Source organism: Cryobacterium sp. TMB1-7 (assembly GCF_004402435.1).
Classification (GTDB): domain Bacteria; phylum Actinomycetota; class Actinomycetes; order Actinomycetales; family Microbacteriaceae; genus Cryobacterium; species Cryobacterium zongtaii.
Map to the genome: position 1 here is coordinate 1 of NZ_SOFZ01000033.1, position 21,489 is coordinate 21,489.

A 21,489-nucleotide genomic window follows, 5' to 3' on the forward strand; every position below is an offset into this window, starting at 1 on the left:
GGACGCGCGGCCCGCAGCGGCGACGACGTGGCCGACGCCATCGCGGACGCGGCCGCCGGGCTCCCTGACCAGCTGGGCGACGCGTGGCGGGCCCTCGCCGCCGCGTGGGATGTCGCCACCCGGGCCGGTGCGCCCCTGTCCGGATGCCTGCGCGACCTGGCCGCCGCGTTCCGGGAGCTCGGCCAGCTGCACCGCGACCTGACCGTGGCCCTCACCGGCCCGCGCGCCACGGCCCGGCTGGTGATGGTGCTGCCCCTGGTGGCGCTGTTGTTCGGCAGCCTGATGGGCTTCGACACGCTGCGCACCCTGTTCCTCACCGGCCCAGGGCTGGCCTGTCTCGCCGCGGGGTGCCTACTGATGGTCGGCGCCGCTCGCTGGAACCGGCACCTGGTTGCCGCAGCCGGCCGCCAGGGGCCCGCGCCGGGACTGGAGCTCGACCTCACCGCCATCGGCATGGCCGGTGGCGGGTCACTCGACCGGGCCCGCGCCAGCGCGCGGCGCAGCGCCGAACGGTTCGGCCTGCGCGCGACCGGTGCGACCGACTCCGCCGACGTGGTCATCGACCGAGTGCTCGACCTCTCGGCCCGAGCCGGGGTGCCGGCCGGTGAGCTGTTGCGCAGCGAGGCCGCGCAGGCCCGGCGGGATGCGCGCACTGCGGGCCACCAACGCGCCGAAACCCTTGCCGTGACCCTGATGATCCCGCTAGGGGTGTGTGTGCTCCCGGCGTTCATGCTTGTCGGTGTCGCCCCGCTGCTGCTCAGCGTGCTCGCCGCCACCCTCGGCAGCGTCGAGTGACGGTGCTCGGGTGCTCCCGCCCTGGTGAACTCGGGCGCTCCTCCACAGGCTGCCGTTTCGAACTTTTGTGCACCGATGGGCTTCCGTCGTTGGTGCGCCGGGTGTCGCCGCGACAGGCTGGCTGCACTCGCGCCGCTTGCACCGCGTCTTGTACGCGAAAGGAGATCCATCATGACCACCCTCAGCAGCCCGCCCGCCCCGCCGACAGAGCACCACCCGCAAGCCGAGGAGAGCACCGGAAGCGCGGCGGCCGCCGACCGTGCCGCCGCTCCGCTACGGCACAATCCCAGCGCGGGTACCGGAATACGCAACGCACTCGTGCGCACCCGCGCGGTGCGGTCCAACAGCATGCGCGCCCTCCTGCGGTTGCGTGACGATCGCGGGGCGGCCACCGCCGAGTACATCGTGGCTACCATGGCGGCCGTCGGGTTTGCCGGCTTGCTCATCGTCATCCTGCGCGGTGACGAGGTGCGCGGCATCCTCACCGAGCTGGTGCGCAGTGCGCTCACGGTGGGGTGACCGAGCCGCGGCAGGGCTGGCACACCGACTCCATCGGGACCGGGGCAGCGTCACGGCCGAGTTCGCGGCCGTGCTGCCCGCAGTGCTGGTAGTGCTGGCCTGCTGCCTGGGTGCCGTGCAGGTGGTCGGGCAACAGGTACGCATGACGGATGCCGCAGCCGACGTGGCCCGGCTGCTGGCCCGCGGCGACGGCGCGGGTCCGGCATCCGGGCTGCTGGCCGCGGTGGCGCCCGGCACCGCGCTCGCCGAGGAACGCCAGGGGGAGTTCGTCTGCGCCCGGCTCAGCGCGCCGAGCGCCTTCGCGCCGTTCGCCGCCGCGGGCCTCACTCTCGCCGCCCGGTCCTGCGCTCTCGCCAGCGACACCGCGAGCGACGACCCGTGACGCGCCCACCCATCCGCCGGCCTACCTCTGCCAGCGAGCGGGGATCCGGTTCGGTGCTCGCGGTCGCGCTGCTCGGCGCGCTCGTCACGATGACCGCCGTGCTCGTGCCGCTGCTGGCCTTGCTGCCGGTCAGTCAGTCCGTGCAGGGTGCGGCGGATGCGGCGGCGCTCGCCGCGGCCGACGTCGCCTCCGGCCTCATGCCGGGCGTGCCCTGTGCCACGGCGGCGCGGGCGGCGGAGCTGAACGGCGCCCGCCTGGTCACCTGCTCGGTGGACGGCCTGATCGCCACCGTGGCGGTGTCCCGCACGGTGGGCGCGTTCCCGATCGGTTCCCGGGCGCGGGCCGGCTCGGCGCCCTAGCGATGGTCAGGCCGGTGTTCGAGCTCGCCGCCAGAAGTGCAGCATCCCCGATCGCCGGGCTAAGTGGTCGCTGGGGGAGTGTCGAAGAGTGCCTCGAGGTAGCGGTAGTCCACGGCGGAGGGCTTGTCGGGATGCTCGGCGGAATCGAACTCGAGACCGGCGGCGCGGGCATAGAGGTACCGCTTGCCGGCTGCGTCGGCGGGTATCTCGATCCGCGGCCGGGGATCCCCGGATTCGAGGAACTCGGTGGTGACGGTTTTTCCTTCGAGGGGGCCGTCCGTCAGTTTCGCGGTGTACGTGCCCTGCGCTGCAGTAACCATGTCTCTATTGTGCGGCTGTGCTCCGCGGAGGCAACCCCTAATCCGCAAACCGAGGCTCACCGGCCGCGTGTCGGGCGATGCCGCCGCGAATTCCGCGAACACATGTGCACACTCGTTTCAGCCTTGCCCTGCGCCGTGAGCGAGCTACCGTGAAGTCAATTCGGGGCACTCCCGCGCCGTCACCGTCGGCGCGCACTCGATTCCTGTGTGTATGGTGTGGCTTGGTCGTTTCACAGACCGTTACCTATAAAGAGGAGTCTGGTGCCAGGCACTAAGAAGCTGGTCATTGTCGAGTCGCCGACCAAGATGAAGTCGATCGCCGCCTATCTGGGCGACGGATACGAGGTTTTGTCGTCGGTCGGGCACATCCGAGACCTGATCGAGCCCAAGAATCTGCCGCCGGAACTCAAGAAGGGCCCGCTCGGCAAGTTCTCCGTCGACGTCGACAACGGCTTCGAACCGTATTACGTGGTCTCCGACGCGAAGAAGAAAACCGTCAGTGACCTCAAGCGGGCGCTGAAGAACGCCGACGAACTCCTCCTCGCAACTGATGAGGACCGCGAAGGCGAGGCCATCGCGTGGCACCTCCTGCAGGTCTTGCAGCCTAAGGTTCCGGTCAAGCGGATGGTGTTCCACGAGATCACCAAGGACGCCATCATCGCGGCCACCCAGAACACCCGCGACCTCGACACCGCCCTCGTCGACGCGCAGGAGACCCGGCGCATCCTGGACCGCATCTACGGCTACGAGATCTCGCCCGTGCTCTGGCGCAAGGTGGGCCCCGGCCTGTCCGCCGGCCGCGTGCAGTCCGCCGCCACCCGCCTCGTCGTCGACCGCGAACGTGAACGCCTCGCGTTCGTGTCCGCCGGCTACTGGGACCTCATCGCCCAGCTCGTTCCCGGCGCCTCCGCCGAGAACGGCTTCCAGGCCAAGCTCGTGCGCCTCGGCGGCGAACGCATCGCCACCGGCAGCGACTTCGACGACACCGGCAAGCTCAAGCCCAAGGTCGTCGCGGCCACCCTCGACGAGGCATCCGCCCTCGCCCTGGCCGACGCCCTCAAGGTGCCCGGCGTGCCGATCACCGTCACCAAGGTCGCCTCCAAGCCCTACCGCCGCAGCCCCGCCGCGCCATTCACCACCTCGACCCTGCAGCAGGAGGCCGCGCGCAAGCTGCGCTTCACCGCCCGGCAGACCATGAGCGTGGCCCAGTCGCTGTACGAAAACGGGTACATCACCTACATGCGTACCGACTCGCCTTCGCTGTCGCAGCAGGCGATCACCGCCGCCCGCAAGCAGGCCGCGTCGCTGTACGGCGCCGAGACCGTGCCCGCGAACCCGCGCCTGTACAAGGGCAAGAGCAAGAACGCGCAGGAAGCCCACGAGGCCATCCGCCCGTCCGGCGACACCTTCCGCACCCCGTCCTCGCTGTCCAGCTCGCTGCGCGGCAACGACTTCAAGCTCTACGACCTGATCTGGAAGCGCACCGTCGCCAGCCAGATGGCGGATGCGACCGGTTCGACCGCGTCGGTGACCATCGCCGCGGGCCCCACCGGCCAGGCCGCGCACCCCGCCGCCTCCGAGGCGCTCGCCGAATTCGCCGCCAGCGGCACCGTCATCACCTTCCGCGGTTTCATGCTCGCGTACGAGGAGTCCAGGGACGAGGAGCGGAACGCCTCCACCGACCCCACCGAGTCGAAGCTGCCGCCGCTGGAAGAGGGCCAGACGCTGACCCTCGTCGAGGTGGAGGCCAAGGGCCACGAAACCACTCCGGCCGCCCGGTACACCGAGGCCAGCCTGGTGAAGAAGCTCGAAGAGCTCGGCATCGGCCGCCCCTCCACGTACGCGTCGATCATCTCCACCATCACCGACCGTGGTTACGTCACCCCGCGCGGGCAGGCTCTGATCCCGAACTGGATCGCCTTCTCCGTGGTGCGGCTGCTCGAGGAGTTCTTCACCGACCTGGTGGAATACGACTTCACCGCCGAAATGGAAGACGACCTCGACCGCATCGCCGGCGGCACCGCCGACCGGGTGGACTGGCTGACCAGCTTCTACTTCGGTTCGGAGAAGCACCGCGGCTTGCGCCAGGTCGTCGACAACCTCGGCGAGATCGACGCCCGCTCGATCAACTCGATCCACATCGTCGATGACATCACCCTGCGCATCGGCAAGTACGGCCCCTACCTCGAAGTCGCCGACCCCACCGCCGACCCGGATGCCACCCCCCGCCGGGTGAACATCCCGCCGGACCTGGCACCCGACGAGCTCACCCCTGCCAAGGCCCGTGAACTCGTGGATGCCCCGGTCGTCACCGACCGCGTCATCGGCGTGAACCCGGACAACGGCAAGGAGATCGTCGCCAAGGACGGCCGCTTCGGCCCGTACGTGACCGAGCTCGGGCCGCCGGCGGACACCGACGGTCCCGGCGAGTCCATCGACCCGCTTACCGGCGAGGTCACCTCGCTGGCCGACGCCGGAGCCCCGGCCGCCGCACCCGCTGCCGCCGCCAAGCCCAAGCGCAAGACCCCGGCCAAGAAGGCCGCCGCCGCGGTGAAGCCGCGCACGGCGTCGCTGTTCAAATCCATGGACCTGGCCACCGTCGACCTCGACACCGCGCTGGCGCTGCTGAACCTGCCGCGCGTGGTGGGCCTGGACCCCGAGACGCAGACCGAGATCCTCGCCCAGAACGGCAAGTTCGGTCCGTACCTCAAGAAGGGCGTCGACACCCGGTCGCTCACCAGCGAGGACCAGATCTTCGAGATCGACCTGGCCGGCGCCATCGAGTTGTACGCGCAGCCCAAGTACGGCGCCCGCCGTGCCTCCAGCGCGCTCAAGGACTTCGAAGAGCCCGACCCGGAGAGCGGCAAGGCCATCAAGATCAAGGACGGCCGGTTCGGCGCCTACGTGACGGATGGCATCACCAACGCCACCATCCCCAAGGCCGAGAGTGTTGACGAGGTCGACTACGAGCGCGCCGTGCAACTGCTCGCCGACAAGCGGGCCAAGGGCCCGGCGGTGAAGAAGTCGCCGGCGAAGAAAGCTCCCGCCAAGAAGCCGGCGGCCAAGAAGCCCGCCGCGAAGAAGGCCCCGGCCAAAAAAGCCGGCGCAGTGAAGGCCGGTGCGGTGACCAAGACCGCCGCCAAGCGGGCCCCGGTCAAGAAGACCGGCACGTCTGCGGCCACCCCCGGCGTGCGCGCCGAGCGCACCCCGGAGCAGAAGGCCGCCACCGCCGCGAAAGCCGCAGCCACCCGGGCGGCCAACGCGGCCGCGAAGGCAGCACAGGCGGCCGCGCAGTCGTGACGGATGCTGTGACGGATGCTGTGAAGCCCGGCCTGTTCATCACCCTCGAGGGTGGCGACGGGTCGGGCAAGAGCACTCAGGCGCAGTTGCTCGGCGAGTGGTTGCAGGCCCAGGGTCGCACCGTGGTGCGCACCCGCGAGCCCGGCGGCACCGAGGTGGGCGTCGCCATCCGCGAGATCGTTCTGCACCACCGCGGTGAGGTCTCGCCCCGCGCGGAGGCCCTGCTGTACGCCGCCGACCGGGCCCAGCACATCGGCACCCTGGTGCGCCCGGCACTGGCCCGCGGCGAAATCGTCATCCAGGACCGCTACCTCGACTCCTCCGTCGCCTACCAGGGCGCCGGCCGGGTACTCGGCGGCACCGAGGTGCGCGACCTCTCGCTCTGGGCGGTCGAGGGCCTGCTGCCGCACCTCACCCTGCTGCTCGACCTCGACGAGACCGCCGCCCGCGGCCGCCTCGACGCCGCCGACAAGGTCTTCGACCGGCTCGAAGCCGAGAAGGGCGAGTTCCACGCCCGGGTGCGCGCCGCGTTCCTCGACCTCGCCGCCGCCGAGCCCGACCGTTTTCTGGTGCTGGATGCGTCGCTGCCGGTCGACGAGCTCGCCGCGCTCATCCGCGCCCGCGTCGCCGCCCTGCTCTAGGGCGTCCCGCACACACTCGCCCCGACTTGCCGCAAAACCCCCTTTCGCCCGCAGGAGGGGGCATCTTGCGGCAAGTGGGCGGATATGCGGTGCCGCGAGATGCCAGTTGACGCCCTACAGAGAGCACCCAGGGGGCCTCAACCGGCAACTCGATGCGCTGCGCGCGGGGGAGGCACCCGCACCCGGCTGTCACCGGCTCCGGGTAGCCTTGACGAATGGCAGTGTGGGACGACCTGACGGGTCAAGCAGATGCGATCGCCATCTTCCGTGCCGCCGCAGAGCGCCCGGGAGCGGTCGCCACACTCGAGCGCCCCGCCGCCGACACCCATGCCGCCCAGTCGAGCGCTACCGCTACGGATGCCGCCACCGCGACGAGCGCCGCCGTCCGCAGCACCTCCTCCTCGATGACCCACGCGTGGCTGATCACCGGCCCGCCCGGCTCCGGCCGCTCCAACCTCGCCTTCGCCTTCGCGACCGCGCTGCTCAGCCCCGGCACGCCGCAGGGCGACGAGTCCACCCAGAGGCTCGTTGACGCGCGCACCCACCCCGACCTCACCGTGCTCAGCACCGAGGGCGTCATCATCAAGATGGATTCCGTGAAGGAAGCCGTGGCCCGCTCGCAGTACTCCCCGTCGGTGGGTCGCTACCGCGTGGTGGTCGTCGAGGACGCTGACCGCATGGTCGAGCGCACCTCCAACGTGTTGCTCAAGGCGCTGGAGGAGCCGCCGGAACGCACGGTGTGGATCCTCTGCGCCCCCAGCGAGGCCGACCTGCTGCCCACCATCCGCTCCCGGGTGCGCACCGTGCGTCTGCGGGTGCCGAGCATCGACGCGGTGGCCGAGCTGCTCATCCGTCGCACCGGGGTGGAGCCGGCCGTCGCCGAACGGGCCGCCCGTGAGGCGCAGAGCCACATCGGCATGGCCCTGCGGCTCGCCACCAACGCCGAGGCCCGCGCCCGCCGTGAGGAGACCCTCCGCGCCGCCCTCGGCCTCACCGGGGTGTCCACCGCGGTCAACGCCGCTGCCCGACTGCTCGCCATTGCCGGCGACGACGCCAAGGCGATCACCATCGAGCGGGATGCGGCCGAACGCGAGGGTGTGCTGCGCTCGCTCGGCGTGGAACCCGGCCAGTCGGTGCCGCCCGCGCTCCGCAGCCAGATCAAGAACCTCGAAGACGACCAGAAACGCCGCGCCACCCGCAGCCTGCGCGACGGCATCGACCGCATCCTGGTGGACCTCACCTCGCTGTACCGCGACGTGATGATGATGCAGCTGGGCCGGGACAGCACCATCATCAACCTCGAGCTGCTGCCCGAACTGCGCCGCGCCGCCGGGGCCTGCCCGCCGGCGACCACCGTCGCGACGATGGATGCGATTGCCCTGGCCCGGCAGAGAATTGAAGCCAACGTGGCACCAGCGCTGGCCCTCGAGGCCATGCTGGTGTCGATGATCCGACGGTGACGGCAGTCGCCGCACATGCACAGGATTCACCAGAGAAGAGGAACCCAGTGACCCAGCGCACTCGCGTATTCACGACCATGGCGGCCGCGGTGGCAGTGACGCTCGGCCTGACCGGCTGCGTGACGTGGTTCATGCCCCAGCCCGCACCGTCGACCTCCACGCCCACCGGCGAAAAGGTCGATGCGCCGCTGGATCCGTTCTACAGCCAGGTGCTGCAGTGGTCCGACTGCGACAACGGCATGCAGTGCAGCACCGTGTCGGCTCCGCTGGACTGGGAAGACCCGGCCGGCGGCTCGGTCGACCTCGCCCTGGTGCGCCAACCCGCCACCGGTGACCGGCTCGGGTCGCTGCTGCTCAACCCCGGCGGACCCGGCGGTTCCGGCTATGAATTCGTCAAGGCATCCGTCGACTACGCAACCGATGCTGCCCTGCAGGAACGCTACGACATCGTCGGGTTCGACCCGCGCGGGGTCGGCAAGTCCTCGGCCGTGGCCTGTTACGAACCGGCGCAGATGGACGAATACCTCTACGGGATCGCCGACGCCGAGCGCGGCAGCGACGCGTGGGTGCAGGAGCTGGAGGCCAGCGCCACCGACTTCGCCGCATCCTGCAGCGATGAGACCGGAGCCCTGCTCGGCCAGGTCGACACCCGCAGCGCCGCCCGCGACCTCGACCTGATGCGCTCGGTGCTCGGCGACGCCCAGCTCAACTACCTGGGCTTCTCCTACGGCACCTTCCTCGGTGCCACCTACGCCGAGCTGTACCCCGACAAGGTCGGCCGGCTCGTGCTCGACGGCGCCCTCGACCCGTCCACCAGCAACTTCGAGGTGACCAGCACCCAGGCGCTGGGCTTCGAGAACGCCCTGCGCGCCTACCTCACCGACTGCCTGGCGGGCTCGGCCTGCCCGTTCGACGGCACCGTCGACGACGCCATGGCCACCATCTCGGCGCTGCTGGCGTCGGTGGATGCCAGCCCGATCACCGCCACCGACGGCCGCCAGCTCGGCGCGAACGCTTTGCTCACCGCGATCATCTACCCGCTCTACCAGGCGACGGCGTGGACCAACCTCAGCGACATGTTCGAGGGCGTGCTGCAGGGCAGCGCCGACGGGGCCATGCAGTTCGCCGACGGCTACAACGGCCGCAACCCCGACGGCAGCTACCGCGACAACTCCACCGAGGCCTTCACGGCCATCAACTGCCTGGACTACGCCTACAACGACGACCTCACCTCCATGCGCGCCGAGGCCGCCCAGATCGAGCAGATCGCCCCCACAATCGGCAAGTACATGGCCTACGGCGACATCTCCTGCTCCAGCTGGCCGCACGCCTTCGCCGGGGAGCGCCAGGCCATCCACGCCACCGGCGCGGCCCCGATCCTCGTCGTGGGCACCACGAACGACCCGGCCACCCCCTACGTGTGGGCACAGAACCTCGCCGAGCAGCTCGACAGCGGGCAGCTCGTCACCTACGAGGGTGAGGGTCACACCGCGTACAACAAGTCCAACGCCTGCGTCAACGACACCGTCGACAGCTACCTGATCGACGGCATCGTGCCCGCGGCCGACCCGATGTGTTGACAGATGGGCGCAGCTGACGAACCGGGCCTGCGGGAACGGAAACGCCTGGCCACCCGCCGGGAGATCCAGCGTGCCGTGCTCACCCTCTGCGCCCAGCGGAGCATCGACAAGGTGACCGTCGAGGAGATCAGCCGGGTCGCCGCCATCTCGCCGCGCACGTTTTTCAACTACTTCGCCTCAAAGGACTCCGCCCTGGTCGGCGACGAGCTGGAGTTGGCCTGCGACGAGGACATCGAGCAATTCGTCGCCGGCGGACCCTCCGACGTGATGACCGACCTGGCCGGGCTGATCAGCCGGAGCCTGCAGAACACCGACGGCGACCGGGAGATCCACGAGCTGCGCCGCGCGGTGATGAAAGAGAACAGCTACCTCTTCACGATGCGGATGGCCACCCTGCGCAACTTCGAAGCCGGCCTGCAGCACATCGTCGAGCGCCGGCTCACCGCCGACGCCCCGCACCTCGCCGAGGACCCGCGGGCCCTCGCCCAGCGGGCGCTGCTGGTGACCCTGATCGCCATGGCTGCCACCCGGCATGCCTGGCGGTGCTGGGCCGAAGCGGATGACTGCACCCCGTTGTCGGCCTGGGTCGCCAAGTCCTTCCGTGAGCTGTACACCGTGACCTCCCCGATCGACTAAGCTTGGATGCTGTGTCGCCGCGCGTCTTTCTTCGGGAAGTATTCGGTCTCACGCCGCCTTAGCTCAGTTGGTAGAGCGATTCACTCGTAATGAATAGGTCATCAGTTCGATTCTGATAGGCGGCCCTCTTCGATACGGGTGCCCGGATCCCCTCACCACAATTGGGGGGGGGGGGGGGGGGGGGGGGGGGGGGGGGGGGGGGGGGGGGGGGGGGGGGGGGGGGGGGGGGGGGGGGGGGGGGGGGGGGGGGGGGGGGGGGGGGGGGGGGGGGGGGGGGGGGGGGGGGGGGGGGGGGGNGAGACCTCGCTATATGTGCTTGGTACAGCCGTTCTTGCCGTGATCGGCGTCGCCGGATACTTGCTCACCGAATCTGCAGCTACACCTCCACCCGACCTGGCGTCGCTTCCGGCTTCAACGGCATCGGCTGCGCCGATTCCAACGCAGGTCTCCGTCCCAGGGCCGCTGGCGATTGTGCGCGACGGCACACCATTGCGCGTGCTTTTTGCGGGCGATTCCCTCACCGGAAATTACTTTGCGTCGAGTGCTGAGGCTGGATTCCGCAGCCGTGTGGCCACGGCACTTGGCCCGGTCGAACTGACCACGGCAGAACTTGCCGATCAAACCCTGACCACAGTACGCCGCATCGTTGAGGTGCCCGCCGACCTGGACCTGGCCGTGGTCGAGCTGGGCACCAACGACGTCGGAACACAGACCCCATTCGACCAATTCACCAGCCAATACCGGGACCTTCTCGGCAAGATCACAAGCACGTCCCCGGGCGCAGCATTGATCTGCGCCGGAACCTGGCAGGACGCCGGCGAAGCGTACGATGCTGTCATCGAGGCGGAGTGCCTCGCGGCTGGGGGGCGCTACGTCCCCTTGGTGGATATCTTCGAAGCGGATGGGACGCGAGGGCCGGTTGGAACGGCAACGCCGTTCGGTGAGAGCGACACATTCCACCCCAACGACTCCGGGCATCGGCAGATCGCCGATGCGATCCTCGCCGCACTGACCGTCAGCTAGCCATCGGATTGAGGCCCGCCGGATCCGTGCCGGGGGAGTAAGCACCCATTCACCGGACCGGGAGTGCCCCGCATCTCCGCATTCCGTGCGGGCGAACTTCGCCGGCTGAAGCCGCGTCAGAGTGCCCATCTACGTGCGCGGCGCGCGCGGATTCGCTCCGCAGGCATCCGCGCGGTCAGAGAGAATTCTGAAGTAGGCTCACCTAGGCAATAAAGGGGGATTGATGTAAAGCGACTAGATTCACTCACCGGGGTTCGGATTTTCGCGGTGCTGTTGGTTTTCGGATTCCATAGCGTGGACTTTTCGACAGGCGACGAGCTAGCCGTTTTTGGTGCAGGCATGGTCGGGGTGTCCCTCTTCTACGTGCTGAGCGGATTACTCATGGCGTGGACGGCCCGCTCCGATGACACTCCAGGCCACTTCTACCGCCGTAGGTTCGCGCGAATTTACCCGTCCTACTTGGTCGCCTGGCTGATCGCACTGGCGTTTCTGCTCACACAGGGCGGGTTCGGCTGGGCTGACCTCTTCCTTTGACCATGCTTCAGGCCTAGGTCCCTGTGGAAGTGGTCTATTTTGCCGGGAGCGCCGTGTTCTGGAGCCTTCGTGTGTGGCGTTCTCCTGCCTCGTTTTCCCGTACCTGCACCGCTTGATTCACCGGCTGCGTACGCGGTCGCTTGCCTTCATCGGCGCGGGGGCGGCAACGGCAAGCATTGGGGTTGCGTTTCTTGCCCTGCCGCTTCCCGAGAATGAATTTACGCGTTGGTTCATCATCATCCTTCCTCCACTCAGGCTCTTGGAGTTCATCGTCGGCGTTGTGCTCGGCCTGCTCTTTAGCCGGGGGCTTCGATCGCCCATACCGCTGAGTGGGGCCGTGGCTCTGGCGACTGCCGGAATCTACGTGTCTTCCATTGCGCCGTATTCGCTCTCCAGGTTTGCGGTGACGCTCATCCCCTTCATCATCCTTGTCACGTCCCTCGCAACATCCGATCTGCTCGACAAGCCGAGCGTCTTCCGCTGGAAGCCTATTGTCGCGCTGGGGAACTGGTCTTATGCCTTCTATCTGCTCCACGCAATGGTCATGGCCGTCGTATTCGCCGGCCTTACGAAGATCGGGATTTACAGTGAAGCGACGCCCAGCCTGATCGTGGGGGGGGGGCGAGTTGCTTGCCGCACTCGCGGCTTCAATTTGTGTAGCGTGGCTGCTTTACACCTTCGTCGAGATTCCGATGGCGGAAAGGTTACGACCGAAGGAGCGCGGACCGCGAATGGACAAGGATCCGGTGCTGGTCGAAGCCGCTCCGCAGGCATAGGGCCGAGGCTGGACGGCGCGATACAGTCAAACGTGCCGAACTGGACCGAACACGTGATCTGGTGGCACGTGTATCCGCTGGGCTTTGTCGGTGCCGACACCACCGGGCAAGACCGCTCGCCCACGCACCGGTTGCGGCAGATCGAGTCCTGGTTGGACTACCTGCTCGATCTCGGCGCGAACGGCCTGGCCCTCGGCCCTGTCTTCGCCTCCCGCACCCACGGCTACGACACCACCGACTACTTCGAGGTCGACCCGCGGCTCGGCGACACCGCAGACCTTGACCACCTCATCGCCGAGTGCCAGCGGCGCGGCATCCGGGTGATGCTCGACGGTGTGTTCAACCACGTCGGCCGGGATTTCACGCCGCTGGTCACCGCTCTGGCCGACCCGTCCGCGCCCGAGAACGCCCTGTTCCGCCGCACATCGGCCGGTGAGCTCGTGGCCTTCGAGGGGCACGACGCCCTGGTGACGCTCAACCACGACAACCCGGCCGTGACCGAGCTCGTCACCGACGTGATGGCGCACTGGCTCGACCGGGGGATCGACGCCTGGCGCCTCGATGCCGCATACGCGATGCCCGCCGCGTTCTGGGCCGGCGTGCTGCCGCGGGTGCGCGAGCGGCACCCCGACGTGTACGTGATGGGCGAAGTGCTGCACGGCGATTACGCCGGCTTCGTCGCCGCATCCGGGGTGGACACCGTCACCCAGTACGAACTCTGGCAGGCGATCTGGCACGCGCTGAACGAGCGCAACTTCTTCGAACTGGACTGGGCGCTCACCCGGCACACCGCGTGCCTCGGCGCATTTGTGCCGTACACCTTCATCGGCAACCACGACGTGACTCGGCTGGCCAGTCAGATCCAAGACGAACGCCACCACCCGCACGCCCTGGTGCTGCTGCTCACCCTCGGCGGCACCCCGGCGATCTACTACGGCGACGAGCGTGGGCTGCGCGCCGTGAAGGAGCAGCGCGCCGGCGGCGATGACGCCATCCGTCCCGCCTACCCGGCGAGCCCCGCCGACCTGCCGTCCGCCGATCAGGATCCCGTCGCCGCGGACACCTTCGTGCTGCACCAGGAGCTGATCGGGCTGCGGCGCCGGCACCCCTGGCTGCACACGGCCACGAGCCGGCCGCTCGCCCTGACCAACACGGGGTACGTGATCGAGGTGACCGACGGCATCCAACGCTTGGTGGTGGCGCTCAACCTCGGCGACGAGGCCCTGACCGTCGTCACGGATGCGGCCGAGCGGCTGGCCGGCGCGGCGGACTCCAGCCCGGCCGGCCACACAGTGCCGCCGCACGGTTGGGCGATCTTCGGCTGACCCGGTCTGCGCGTTCGCGGCGCACCGTAGTCCTGGTGGCGCGCCCTATTCCTCGTGGCGCGGCTTCTAACCCGCGCCGCGACGAACGAGCCGAGCCGCGAGCATCCGTGGGCCGGGCGGCCTCGGCACCCCCACCCGCGTGGTTGACTTTGGTCATGGCTGGCACAGGGCGCGAACGGGTCGAAACGGATGCGCGGGCGCGCGGACTCGACATCGACATCGTCGAGCGCCCCGCCGCCGACAGCCTCGAGAGCGCTGCCCGGCTGCTGGGGCTGGAGCCGGCCGGCATCGTCAAGTCGCTCGTGGTGAAGCGCCACGACGGGGATTACCTCTTCGTGCTGGTGCCCGGTGACCGGCAGATCAGCTGGGCCAAACTGCGCGCCCTGGTGGGCGTGAACAAGCTGTCGCTGCCGCACGAAGACCTCGCCCTGGCCGCGACCGGGTATTCGCGCGGCACCATCACTCCGCTGGGCAGCAGTACCGCCTGGCCGGTGTTCGCCGACGAGCGGATGCGCGGCGCCCGGGTGGCGATGGGCGCAGGGGAGCACGGCTACTCCGCGTTCGTCGACGCCGACGCGCTCATCGCCGCCTACGGGGCCACGGTGGCCGACATCACCGACGAGATCAAGCCCCGCACCTAGGGCCGCCCCACTCGCGAACTGTCAGAAAAGCCCCGAAAAACCGCCTCGGCTGGTGCTTTTCTCACGGTTCGCGGGCTTGCGGCGGGCTCCTAAGCTGGGTGCATGGCAGAACAGCGCACCCCGACGAGCCCGCCCGCCGCAGGGCGCCGTCGGCGCCTGGTGCTGATGGCCGCACTTCTGGTGCTCGTGATCGGCGGCATCGCCGCGGTGGTGGCAGCCGTGGTCGGCGCGGGCGCCGCATCCACCGCGTCACTGGTGCCCACCTTGCCCCCGGCGACGCCATCGCCCACCGCATCCGCCCCGCCCACCGCGTCAGCTGCACCCACGGACTCGCCGACGTCACCGACCGACCCCGCCGTCGCCGTGTTCCTCGGCGATTCGTACACCCAGGGCTGGGGCGCCTCGAATCCGACCATGAAGTGGACGACCGTCGTGGCCTACGCCGCCGGTTGGACCGAGGTCAACGAGGGCCAGGGCGGCACCGGGTACGTCACCATGGCAGGGGTCGCCAGCTGCGGCCAGGACGACTGCCCCGCCTACCCGGACCGGGTGGCCGACATCGCCGCCGCCGCCCCCGACGTCGTCGTGATCGCCGGTGGCCAGAACGACCGGTGGGCGCTCGCCACGGACCCGGAGTTGGTGCAGGCCGCCGTCGACAGGACGTTCAGCCTTCTCCGGGAGGGCCTGCCGAACGCCCGGCTCATCGCGGTGGGGCCGTCGACCGCCGAGCCGGCCACGGCCATGATCACCGATCTGGATGGCTGGGTGCGCGCCGCCGCGGACCGGGTCGACGCCGAGTACGTGAGTCTGCTCGACCCCGTGGTCATCCAGAACGACATGGTGGTGTCCGACGGGGTGCACGTCAATGACGCCGGCCACCGGGCGATCGCGGACCGCGTGCTGGACACGGTTCTGACCCGCGCCGACTGACGGTGCCGGTCAGCGCGGCAGTCGGCGGTCCTTGACCAGCAGCACCACGAAGACGTAGACGCCCACCAGCTGCCAGAGCGCTCGGAAGACCAGGTCGGTCGGGGAATTGCGCACCGCGAACTCGGGCCGGACGGCCGGCTGCGGCAGCTGGATCGGTAGCGGGGTGTCGAAGCGGGGCTCGGCCCGCCGTGGCGGGGTAAGCATGCGAGGCACGTCCCGCTGCTGCGGGGTCGTGCGCCGGGCCAGAAGCAGATTCTCGCTCACAGGCGTCAGCGTATGCGGCCGCGATGACCGCTCGGCAAACGTCAGGTGACGGGTTACTCCTCGGTCTTGCCGGGCCGCACCGCGGCGGTGTCGGCCACGTCGATGCGCTTCACACCATCGGCCTGTTCGTCCACGGTCACCCGCGGCGCCGCATCCGCTTCGCTGGCCTTGGGGGCGGTGGTGAGCTGGTCGTGGCGTTTTTCGTCGAAGGTCATTTCACTCATGACCGGCACAATAACATGCCGTTCTGGTGTGCGGCCGAGTGGGTTCGCTAGGCTCGCAGCATGACTGATGCACTCCGCTGGGGAATCCTGGCCACGGGCGGAATCGCCCACCAATTCGCCGGCGACCTCGTGAAGAACGGCTTCACCGTGCAGGCCGTCGGCTCCCGCAGTCAGGCATCCGCGGATGCCTTCGCCGCCGAATTCGGCATCCCCACCGCGCACCCCAGCTACGAGGCACTCGTGGCCGACCCCGAGGTCGACATCATCTACGTGTCGACCCCGCACCCGTTCCACGCGGCCAACGCCACCCTGGCGCTGGAGGCCGGCAAGCACGTCCTGATCGAGAAGCCGATCACCCTCAACGCTGCCGAGGCGCGCGCCGTGGTGGCCCTGGCCGAGAGCAAGAACCTGCTCGTGCTCGAGGCCATGTGGACCCGCTTCCTGCCGCACATGGTGCGCATCCGCGAGATTCTCGCCGCCGGCAGCCTCGGCGACGTGCGCTCCCTGATCGCCGACCACACCCAGGACCTGCCCGACGACCCCGCCCACCGCATCAACTCGTTGGCACTGGGCGGCGGCGCGCTGCTCGACCTCGGAATCTACCCGGTGTCGTTCGCTTCGGCGCTGTTCGGCCCGCCCGAGACCATCCTCGCCTCTGCCACCTTCAAGGCCACCGGGGTGGATGCCCAGATCGCCACGATCTTCCACTACCCGGGCGGCCAGATCGCGTCGCTGCTCTCCGCGAGCGACACCAAGGGGCCCAACACCGCCAGCATCCTCGGCACCGAGGGTCGCATCGACATCGACGAGGTCTGGTACTCGCCCACCTCGTTCCGCGTGTACGACAGCGCCAACGAGGTCGTCGAGGCGTACGAGACGCCCGCCATCACCGGCCGGGGCATGCACTTCCAGGCCGCCGAAGCCGAACGGCTCGTGGCGGCGGGCCTGATCGCCAGCGACCTGTTGACCACGAGCGAATCCGTACAGATCATGGAGACCCTCGATGCGATCCGCGCCCAGATCGGCCTGGTCTACCTCGGCGACTAAGGCTGGGGCGCGCAACCGATCTGTCCTGTGCTGTCGCGGCACCCCTTCTTCCTCGTGGCACGTCTTGTTCTCGGCGGCGCACCTTAGACCCCGTGCCGCCGGGAATAACGCGCGCCGCCGGGAATAACGCGTGCCGCCGGGACTAACGCGTGCCGCCGGGACTAACGCGTGCCGCGAGGAGTAACGCGTGCCGCGAGGAGTTGCGCGTGCCGCGAGGGCGGGCATGGCCCGGCGGAGGTACGGCGCGGTCGGCGGTCCCGAGTTGCTGTCGCGGCATGCTTTCTTCCTCATGGCTGGTCTTGTTCACGGCGGCACACCGTAGATCCCGTGCCGCCGGGACTAACGCGTGCCGCCGGGACTAACGCGTGCCGCGAGGAGTAACCCGTGCCGCGAGCACTAACGCTTGCCGCGAGGCGGGGCGTAGACCTACGGAGGTAACGTGCGGTCGGATGGTTCGCGCTGCTGTCCTGGCGCACTTGTCTTTTCCACGGGCGCGCACCCAACCGCGCGCAGCAACCCGCGCCGTGATCAGCAACCCGCGCCGCGACCACGAACCCGTGCCGCGACCACGAACCCGTGCCGCGACCACGAACCCGTGCCGCGACCACGAACCCGTGCCGTGACCACGAACCCGTGCCGCGACCAGCAACCCGTGCCGTGACCACGAACCCGCGCCGCCAGGCCGCAACCAGCCAGCGCGGATGCGCCAGCCCGGACCCGGCGCTCTTGCCGGGCTCCCACCCCGGCTCGGTAACCTTCGTTAGTGGATACCCCCGAACCGTCCGTGCCTGAGCAGACCACGCGCACACCCCTGCGCCTGATCGTCGCCGCGGCCGTGGCCCTCGTGCTGCTCGGCGGCGGCGCCGTGTGGGCGGGCACGGCCAGCGGCAACGCCAAGCCGGTCGCCGTGGCCGCACCCGACGCATCCGCCACGCCCACCCCGACCCCCGCCCCGATCACCCCGGAGCTGCGGCCCGCCCCGACCCTCGCCACCGTCACCGCCCCGCTGCGCACCTGCTCGGTGGCCGACCTCGCCGCGGACGAGCGGCTGGGCGAGTTCCAGGCCCAGGTGGTCAACGCCGAGACCGGCGAGATCCTCTTCGACCGGGGCGGCAGCACCGCATCCCGTGCGGCCAGCGTGCTCAAGGTGCTCACCTCCGCTGCCGCGCTGAGCGTGCTCGGCCCGGACTACCGCGCCACCACCACCGTGGTCGCCGGCAGCAAACCCGGCCAGGTGGTGCTCGTCGGCGGCGGCGACCTCACCCTCTCGAGCACCCCCAGCGGCGACGAGTCCTTCTACGCCGGCGCCGCGCACCTCGACGATCTCGCCGAACAGACCCGGGCGGCGATGGACGGCACCGCGATCACCTCCGTGCTGCTGGACTCCAGCTACTTCGGCGACCCGGCCTGGGAGCCCAGCTGGGACCGCAAGGAACAGACCCAGGGGTACATGCCCGAGATCACGGCCCTGCAGGTGGACGGCGACCGGGACAACCCGTACAACAGCACCTCCGCCCGCGGCGACGACCCGGTGGCGCGGGCCGGCGCCGCGTTCGCCGACGAGCTTGGCGGCGACCCCACCGTGAGTGTCGGCACCGCCCCGGCCGGCGCCGGCCAGCTCGCCGCCGTGCAGTCCCAACCGGTGTCCACCCTGATCCAGCAGTCCCTGATCGTCTCCGACAACGCGCTCGCCGAGATGCTCGCCCGCCTGGTGGCCGTGGAGAGCGGCACCGGCAACACCTTCGGCGCCATCCAGCCCGCCGTGCTCGCGGGACTGGCCGAGTACGGCATCGACACCACCGGCATCCGCGTCAGTGACGGCTCCGGGCTCAGTGACAACAACGCTGTGCCACCCGGCTACCTCACCAAGCTGTTCCAGAAGATCAACGCCCGCGAGGGCAGCCTCGGCGTGATCTTCGACGGTCTGCCCGTCGCCGGCGGCAGCTCAGGCTCGCTCTCCTACAGCGACCGGTTCAGCGGCGGCAACGCGGATGCCGATGGCGCCGTGTTCGCCAAGACCGGCTGGATCGACACCGGTTACACCCTCGCCGGCATCATCAAGGCCGGCGACGGCAGCACCCTCACCTTCGCCGTATACGCGCTGGGTGATGTGGGTGATAATGCGAAGCAGGCGATCGATACCATCACGACAGGGTTTTTCCGCTGCGGAAACAACCTCTCGAACACCTAAGTGACTTTCAACCGACAGGAGTGCATCCGTGACCCGCGCACTGATCATCATCGACGTTCAGAACGACTTCACCGAGGGCGGCGCCCTCGCGGTTGACGGCGGGGCCGCCGTGGCCGGGGCGATCAGCGCCCTGCTGGCGGCGCATCCGAACACCTACGGGCACATCTTCGCCTCCCGTGACTGGCACGACGCCGAAGGCGGCAACAACGGCCACTTCGCGGTGGATGCCGAACCCGACTTCGTGGACACCTGGCCGGCGCACTGTGTCGCCGACACCACCGGCGCGGAGTACCACGCGGCGCTGACGCTGCCGGAGTCGACGGTGCACATCCTCAAGGGGCAGGGCCAGCCGGGCTATTCGATCTTCGAGGGCGTCGACGGGTCGGGCGAGAAGTTCGGCGAGCTGCTCATCGCCGCCGGCGTGACACACGTGGACCTGGTCGGCCTGGCCACCGACTTCTGTGTGCGCGCCTCGGGGCTGGATGCCCTCGAGCACGGCCAGCAGGTGCGGGTGTTCACCGACCTCATCGCCGGAGTGGCACCGGAGTCCAGCGAGAAGGCCTTGGCCGAACTCGCGCACGCCGGTGCGGTGCTGGCTACCTCGGAGGTCGTCGAGCAGGCCTGACACGCGCGTCCGCATCTGCCGGCGACGTGCCGGACCGTGCCCCTTCGCGAGCGTCGAAGGGGCACTTTGCTGCAACTGGATGCGAGGCCCACTGCTTGAGAAATTTTCTCGGCAGGGTGCATCCGAATGAGGGAGTCCTCCGGAAGTAACGGGTAACGGGAAACCGACAGGTTCCCGCTCTCGTTCCACTGACTGGAGGAAACCATGCGCAAGACCATCACCGTCGGCATCGCAGCCGGCGCCCTTGTCGCCCTGGCGGGAATCGCCCCGGCGAACGCCGCAACCGACGTCGCCCAGCTCTCCGTGCTGCACGGGGTACCCGGCCTCACCGTCGACGTGTACGTGAACGACGCACTCACCCTGGATAACTTCGAACCCGGCGACATCGCCGGCCCGCTCGAACTGCCCGCGGGCACCTACACCGTGGCGATCACGGCATCGGATGCCGCGGACGCGAGTTCGCCGGCCATCGGTCCGGTCGACCTTTCGTTGGAGGCGGGCAAGAACTACACCGCCGCCGCGCACCTCGACGCGGCCGGGGCACCCACGGCGACCCTGTTCACCAACGACATCAGCACCGTCGGCGCCGGCGAAGGCCGACTCACGGTGCGTCACGTCGCCGCGGCCCCCGCCGTGGACGTGCTCGCCGGCGGCACCGCGGTGATCACCAACCTGAGCAACCCCGATGAGTCCATGCTGACCCTGCCGGCCGGCACGGTGTCGGCCTCCGTGGCCGCGACCGGAACCACCGACCCGGTGATCGGCCCGGCCGACGTGAACGTGGCCGAGGGCACCAACACCATCGTGTACGCCTGGGGCAGCCTGACCGACAGCAACCTGGCGCTCGCGGTGCAGACCATCGACGGGCTGCACTCCAACCCTGACGGCGTTCCCGCTGGCAGCGCGGGCCTGGTGGCAACTAACCAGCCCGGGAACAGCTCCGGCCTGTGGTTCGGCGGCGCGGCCATCGCCCTGGTGCTGATGATCAGCGCGGCGGCGGTTTACGGCACCCGGCGCGCCGAGGCGCGGCAGTAACGGGTCGTTGACAAGGAAGGTGCGGGTCATGGTGGTGAGCCTGTTCGGGTGGCCCACTGTGACCCGCGCCGTGGTCGGTCCGGTCCTGGTGGGTGGGCTGATAATGGGCCTGCTCAGCGGATGCGCGGCCCCGGCCTCCGGGATCGGCGGCACTGATCCTGCCGCCGGTGGATTCGCCGTAACGGGCGACGTCGATGGGGTCGGCGGGGCGGGACGCCCGGCGACCGGTGGGTTCACCGGTCTGGGCGGTCCAGCCTCCGCCGGGCTTCCGGGGGGACTGCCGTGGGCCGGCCGCACCGGGCAGGAACCGTCAATCTCGGCTCCGGCCCGGGTGCCGTCGCCGGCTCCGATTCCGCCGCCGGCGGTACCGGATGTGCCGCGCCGGTCCGCGGACCTGGCCGGGCTGGCCGGCCCGGTCAGCGCTCCGGTACGGGTGCGGGTGCCCGCGTTGGGCATCGACATGCCGATCGAGGCCGTCGGCCTGGCCGAGGACGCGGCCATGGCCCTGCCGGCGAACCCCGCCGTCGCCGCCTGGTACCGGTACGGCGCCGGCCCCGCCAGCCCGGCCGGCGCCACCGTCGTCGCCGCGCACGTGGATTCCCTCGTCTACGACATCGGCCCGTTCGCCCTGCTGGCCGACGCTCCGGCGGGCACCGAGATCGTGTTGGAGACTGCCGACGGCGGCGCGCACCGGTACACAGTGGCATCCGTCGACAGCGTGGAAAAGCCGGCGGTACCGTGGGCGAGCGTGTTTGACAGGTCCGGTCAGCCGCGGCTCACACTGGTGACCTGCGGCGGCGAGTTCGACTACGACGCCCGACGGTACCTGTCCAACGTGATCGTGACGGCGGTGCCGGCGCCATGAACGTGAGTCGGACCCTA

Annotated in this window: 22 protein-coding genes, 1 tRNA gene and 1 pseudogene; 21 read left to right on the plus strand and 3 right to left on the minus strand. The window is 69.7% G+C overall.

Annotation, left to right across the window (positions count from 1 at the left end; all coding sequences use genetic code 11):
* The 4 genes from E3O60_RS18595 to E3O60_RS17085 form a co-directional block, all read left to right on the plus strand.
* The coding region (locus E3O60_RS18595) for a pilus assembly protein TadB (protein WP_166789020.1) at positions 1-795 on the plus strand (795 nt) is incomplete at its 5' end.
* 318 nt (positions 796-1,113) lie between these two features.
* A complete protein-coding gene (locus E3O60_RS17075; RefSeq protein ID WP_370291635.1) occupies positions 1,114-1,314 on the plus strand; it encodes a DUF4244 domain-containing protein in 201 nt (66 codons plus the stop codon).
* 70 nt (positions 1,315-1,384) lie between these two features.
* Positions 1,385-1,696, plus strand: a complete 312-nt coding sequence (locus E3O60_RS18710; RefSeq protein ID WP_241980333.1) for a TadE family type IV pilus minor pilin — start codon at positions 1,385-1,387, stop codon at positions 1,694-1,696.
* On the plus strand, positions 1,693-2,055 hold the full coding sequence (locus tag E3O60_RS17085; RefSeq protein ID WP_241993302.1) for an Rv3654c family TadE-like protein: 363 nt from the start codon (positions 1,693-1,695) through the stop codon (positions 2,053-2,055). The genes E3O60_RS18710 and E3O60_RS17085 overlap by 4 nt, the downstream gene beginning before the upstream one ends.
* A 59-nt stretch (positions 2,056-2,114) precedes the next feature.
* Here E3O60_RS17085 and E3O60_RS17090 read toward each other — a convergent pair whose 3' ends face one another.
* Positions 2,115-2,375 carry a hypothetical protein gene (locus E3O60_RS17090; RefSeq protein WP_088455186.1) on the minus strand — a complete coding sequence of 87 codons (261 nt, stop codon included), beginning with the start codon at positions 2,373-2,375 and terminating at the stop codon, positions 2,115-2,117.
* Between the two features lie 261 nt (positions 2,376-2,636).
* On the opposite strand from E3O60_RS17090, the gene topA reads away from it, so the two are divergent.
* The 12 genes and pseudogenes from topA (at position 2,637) to E3O60_RS17145 (ending at position 15,221) form a co-directional block, all read left to right on the plus strand.
* Positions 2,637-5,675 (plus strand): type I DNA topoisomerase, encoded by a 3,039-nt coding sequence (topA, locus tag E3O60_RS17095; RefSeq protein WP_134498748.1) that lies wholly within the window; start codon positions 2,637-2,639, stop codon positions 5,673-5,675.
* A gap of 20 nt (positions 5,676-5,695) precedes the next feature.
* The gene (gene tmk, locus E3O60_RS17100; protein WP_088455188.1) at positions 5,696-6,316 is read left to right on the plus strand and encodes a dTMP kinase; all 621 of its coding nucleotides are present in this window, start codon (positions 5,696-5,698) and stop codon (positions 6,314-6,316) included.
* 215 nt (positions 6,317-6,531) lie between these two features.
* On the plus strand, positions 6,532-7,776 hold the full coding sequence (locus E3O60_RS17105; RefSeq protein WP_134498750.1) for a DNA polymerase III subunit delta': 1,245 nt from the start codon (positions 6,532-6,534) through the stop codon (positions 7,774-7,776).
* 47 nt (positions 7,777-7,823) lie between these two features.
* Positions 7,824-9,356 (plus strand): alpha/beta hydrolase, encoded by a 1,533-nt coding sequence (locus E3O60_RS17110; RefSeq protein ID WP_370028220.1) that lies wholly within the window; start codon positions 7,824-7,826, stop codon positions 9,354-9,356.
* A 3-nt stretch (positions 9,357-9,359) separates the two neighbouring features.
* The gene (locus E3O60_RS17115; protein ID WP_134498752.1) at positions 9,360-9,992 is read left to right on the plus strand and encodes a TetR/AcrR family transcriptional regulator; all 633 of its coding nucleotides are present in this window, start codon (positions 9,360-9,362) and stop codon (positions 9,990-9,992) included.
* 52 nt (positions 9,993-10,044) lie between these two features.
* Positions 10,045-10,117 (plus strand) — tRNA-Thr (locus E3O60_RS17120).
* A 211-nt stretch (positions 10,118-10,328) separates the two neighbouring features.
* The gene (locus E3O60_RS17125; protein ID WP_166789021.1) at positions 10,329-11,015 is read left to right on the plus strand and encodes an SGNH/GDSL hydrolase family protein; all 687 of its coding nucleotides are present in this window, start codon (positions 10,329-10,331) and stop codon (positions 11,013-11,015) included.
* 219 nt (positions 11,016-11,234) lie between these two features.
* Positions 11,235-11,549, plus strand: a complete 315-nt coding sequence (locus E3O60_RS19185) for an acyltransferase (protein WP_134498833.1) — start codon at positions 11,235-11,237, stop codon at positions 11,547-11,549.
* A gap of 73 nt (positions 11,550-11,622) precedes the next feature.
* A pseudogene (locus tag E3O60_RS19190) lies at positions 11,623-12,123 on the plus strand (acyltransferase family protein); the annotation flags it as partial.
* A 234-nt stretch (positions 12,124-12,357) separates the two neighbouring features.
* Positions 12,358-13,650, plus strand: coding sequence for an alpha-amylase family glycosyl hydrolase (locus tag E3O60_RS17135; protein ID WP_241993303.1), 1,293 nt, complete (start codon positions 12,358-12,360; stop codon positions 13,648-13,650).
* A gap of 155 nt (positions 13,651-13,805) precedes the next feature.
* Entirely contained in the window at positions 13,806-14,291 is a 486-nt protein-coding gene (locus tag E3O60_RS17140; protein WP_134498756.1) for an aminoacyl-tRNA deacylase, read from the plus strand.
* A 102-nt stretch (positions 14,292-14,393) separates the two neighbouring features.
* Positions 14,394-15,221 (plus strand): SGNH/GDSL hydrolase family protein, encoded by an 828-nt coding sequence (locus tag E3O60_RS17145; protein WP_134498758.1) that lies wholly within the window; start codon positions 14,394-14,396, stop codon positions 15,219-15,221.
* 9 nt (positions 15,222-15,230) lie between these two features.
* Here the strand turns inward: E3O60_RS17145 and E3O60_RS17150 are convergent, their stop codons facing one another.
* Positions 15,231-15,485 carry a hypothetical protein gene (locus E3O60_RS17150; RefSeq protein WP_134409431.1) on the minus strand — a complete coding sequence of 85 codons (255 nt, stop codon included), beginning with the start codon at positions 15,483-15,485 and terminating at the stop codon, positions 15,231-15,233.
* A gap of 53 nt (positions 15,486-15,538) precedes the next feature.
* Positions 15,539-15,709 (minus strand): multidrug transporter, encoded by a 171-nt coding sequence (locus E3O60_RS17155; protein ID WP_088455197.1) that lies wholly within the window; start codon positions 15,707-15,709, stop codon positions 15,539-15,541.
* A 60-nt stretch (positions 15,710-15,769) separates the two neighbouring features.
* On the opposite strand from E3O60_RS17155, the gene E3O60_RS17160 reads away from it, so the two are divergent.
* The 5 genes from E3O60_RS17160 (at position 15,770) to E3O60_RS17180 (ending at position 21,472) form a co-directional block, all read left to right on the plus strand.
* Positions 15,770-16,756: a Gfo/Idh/MocA family protein gene (locus E3O60_RS17160; protein WP_134498760.1), complete on the plus strand. Its 987-nt coding sequence runs from the start codon at positions 15,770-15,772 to the stop codon at positions 16,754-16,756.
* Positions 16,757-17,519: 763 nt separating this feature from the next.
* On the plus strand, positions 17,520-18,947 hold the full coding sequence (locus E3O60_RS17165) for a D-alanyl-D-alanine carboxypeptidase/D-alanyl-D-alanine-endopeptidase (protein WP_134498762.1): 1,428 nt from the start codon (positions 17,520-17,522) through the stop codon (positions 18,945-18,947).
* Between the two features lie 28 nt (positions 18,948-18,975).
* Entirely contained in the window at positions 18,976-19,572 is a 597-nt protein-coding gene (locus E3O60_RS17170) for an isochorismatase family protein (RefSeq protein WP_088455200.1), read from the plus strand.
* Between the two features lie 204 nt (positions 19,573-19,776).
* Positions 19,777-20,607, plus strand: coding sequence for a DUF4397 domain-containing protein (locus tag E3O60_RS17175; protein ID WP_134481208.1), 831 nt, complete (start codon positions 19,777-19,779; stop codon positions 20,605-20,607).
* 28 nt (positions 20,608-20,635) lie between these two features.
* Positions 20,636-21,472: a class F sortase gene (locus E3O60_RS17180; protein WP_088455202.1), complete on the plus strand. Its 837-nt coding sequence runs from the start codon at positions 20,636-20,638 to the stop codon at positions 21,470-21,472.
* The last annotated feature ends 17 nt before the right edge of the window (positions 21,473-21,489 follow it).